This window comes from Candidatus Ruminimicrobium bovinum (assembly GCF_902760015.1).
GTDB lineage: Bacteria > Elusimicrobiota > Endomicrobiia > Endomicrobiales > Endomicrobiaceae > Ruminimicrobium > Ruminimicrobium bovinum.
Genome location: NZ_CACWEU010000201.1, coordinates 1 through 3,062 on the forward strand (window position 1 = coordinate 1; position 3,062 = coordinate 3,062).

Annotated in this window: 2 protein-coding genes and 1 pseudogene; all 3 read right to left on the reverse strand. The window is 33.8% G+C overall.

Translation table 11 applies throughout. From position 1 onward, the window contains the following. Positions 1–320: pseudogene (locus ACMUOV_RS06755) on the reverse strand (aminotransferase); the annotation flags it as partial. 214 nt (positions 321–534) lie between these two features. After that, positions 535–1,449, reverse strand: a complete 915-nt coding sequence (locus ACMUOV_RS06760) for a sulfite exporter TauE/SafE family protein (protein ID WP_413854341.1) — start codon at positions 1,447–1,449, stop codon at positions 535–537. An 8-nt stretch (positions 1,450–1,457) separates the two neighbouring features. Further along, positions 1,458–3,062 (reverse strand): carbamoyl-phosphate synthase large subunit (gene carB, locus ACMUOV_RS06765; RefSeq protein ID WP_413854342.1); only part of this gene is annotated, 1,605 nt, incomplete at its 5' end.

The window sequence follows — 3,062 nt, forward strand, 5'->3', positions numbered from 1 at the left end:
AACACTCTGATTGCAGCAGATATACCGAACATTACACTCGGAACACATAAAACTTCTTCTTTTTTTATTTTCCACTCCATTCTTCTTGCATACCAATTTTGTAATAACGATATATATTCATTGTCAATATATGAATACCCGTAAATGTTGTGACTTGCAATTTTTTTTAATGCATCTTGAACCGCAACCGGACTTTTAAAGTCCATATCTGCTACCCACATGGGAATAACATTTTTTACATTAGGTACTTTCGGTATAAAATCGTATTTTACCGAGCCGGTATTTTGTCTGTTATTAACAATGTTAAAATTTATATTCATCCGTAAAAACCTGTTTTAGTTGATAGTTTACAGCTTATGGTTTATGTTTTTTGGTAAAATTTTATAAATATCAAAAATTCACTTCGTGAATTTTCACAATAAACTTTAAGTCCTTCAACTCTTAAGCTTTAAACTGTCGAATTTTATTTACCTACCTAAATGGTGGGTTTTAATATATTATAAAAAAGTGTTATGATTGTCAATATTTACACAATTATTTAACAAATAATTTTTTGTGTTTATCTGTATAGGACTTGAATAAATTGATTGATATAAAAAGCAGAACTGCTATTGTTATCATTAAATATCTGCTGAAAATTATAAAGCCGAAAATATTTAAAATTGTGTTTATAAGAACAATAAAAGTTATAACGGCGAAACTTTTATTGACATATTTTTCATAACCGTTTTTAAGAACGGTATTATGAACTTTTATTCCTAAAGGAAAACCTATCATTCCGCCTATTGCTATTACCAAAGACATTGTTATTATTGTCCAATCGGGATGCCAGTCGGCAAAAGTGTAATACATTCCACCCGTAAATGTAGTTATCAGCAAAAGAACCCTTATACATTTTGAGGTTATAACTTCGGGAACTTTAAAAATATTTGCAAGTGTAGGTCTAAAAAATATCGCACCGCCAACACCCATTACGGAACTGAATATTCCGACTATCATTCCTATAAAAAAAGCTATTAAGGATTGTTTATTTGAAATTGAAGGAATATTTGTTTCATATTCGGTTGTTTTTCCGAAAAGGACTATTGAGCCCAATGTAACCATAAAAACACAAAAGATAATAAGTAATGCTATTGAGCCGAACCTTTCATAAAAAAATCTGTTGACTATTTTACCGCTGAATGCAAGTAAAAATGCACCAAAGCCCAACGGTATTACAAGTTTTGAAGCAACGGAATTTTTACTCCAATCCAAACTTTTAATATCTTTTGTAACCGACATAACTATTGACGGAAACATTTGCAAAAGTCCGACGCCTACGGCTTCATTTGGGGTGAAACCGAAAATAAGCATTGTAGGAACTATCAGCCAACCGCAACCTACACCCCAAAAACCGCCTGCAAACATTCCTACAAACCCTATCAAAGGAAGCAAAAAATAAATGTACATCTAATTTTCTACTCTTCCATTTTATAATGGGTTTGAATTGAACAGACTTCCCAATCGTAATTTCTTTTTGCTTTTATTGCTTCAATACTTGCACGGGCTGCGGCAAGTGTTGTAACTATGGGAACATTATACATTAAAGCCGTTCTTCTTATGCTGTAACCGTCGTGATGACTTTTTTGCCCCGAAGGAGTATTTACTATTAAAGCAACTTCTTTGTTTGAAATTATATCAACAACATTAGGCCTGCCTTCCTGGATTTTATGAACCTCTTTTACATCAAGTCCGTTTTCTTTAAAGAATTCCGCCGTATGTTTTGTTGCAATAACATTAAAACCGAGTTCTATAAAATCTTTTGCAATTTCAAGCCCTTTAGTTTTATCTCTTTGTCCTAAACTTATAAATACGGTTCCGCTGTCAGGTAAAATGGTTCCGGATGCAAGCTCTGCCTTGGCAAATGCTTTACCGAAATCTTTGTCTATACCCATAACTTCGCCGGTACTTTTCATTTCAGGGCCTAAAACGGTATCGACATTAGCAAACCTTATCCACGGCAAAACAACTTCTTTTACACATGTATAGTCGATATGTTTAAGCTGACCGTTTAAATATTCTTTAGGAATTAAATCTTTAACCGCTTTTCCTATCATAACTTTTGATGCAAGTTTTGCCAAAGGATAACTTATGGCTTTTGAAACAAACGGAACCGTTCTTGATGCCCTTGGATTTGCTTCCAAAAGGTAAGGAATACCGTTTTTAACCGCATACTGAATATTCATAAGTCCTTTAACATTAATTTCTCTTGCTAAATTTATTGTATGTTCTTTTATTTTTGTTATAACATCTTTTGACAAAGTATGTGTAGGAAGAACACAAGCCGAATCGCCCGAATGAATACCTGCCTGCTCAATATGTTCCATAATACCTGCAATATAAACATCTTTTCCGTCGGAAAGTGCATCAACGTCTATTTCTATTGCATTATCAAGATACTTATCTATAAGAATAGGTTTTCCCTCGCTTACATCGGTGGCTTTTGAGATGTATGTTTCAAGATGGTTTTCATCATAAACAATTTCCATAGCCCTTCCGCCCAATACATAAGAAGGTCTAACCATTACGGGATAACCGATTTTACCTGCAATTTCTTTTGCTTCTTCAAAAGTTATTGCGGTACCGGAATCTGCTTGAGGAATATTTAATTTTTTTAATACTTTACTGAATATTTTCCTGTCTTCTGCCATATCAATTGATTCAACGGAAGTTCCCAAAATTTTAAGTCCTGCTTTATTTAAAGCGGAAGCCAAATTTAAAGGAGTTTGCCCGCCGAACTGAACAACAACACCTTCCGGTTTTTCTTTATCTGCAATATTTAAAACATCTTCTACCGTTAACGGTTCAAAATAAAGTTTGTCTGCAGTATCGTAGTCGGTGGATACGGTTTCAGGGTTACAATTTACCATTATAGTTTCATAACCTTCCTGTTTTAAAGAAAGAACGGCATGCACACAACAATAGTCAAACTCTATACCTTGCCCTATTCTGTTGGGACCCGCACCTAAAATCATAACTTTTTTCTTTGTGTCCGAAACTGTTACATCATCTTCTTCTTCATA

Coding starts and splice junctions, on each gene's coding strand:
- ACMUOV_RS06760 (WP_413854341.1), bottom strand. CDS start 1,449: ATGTACATTTATTTTTTGCTTCCTTTGATAGGGTTTGTAGGAATGTTT.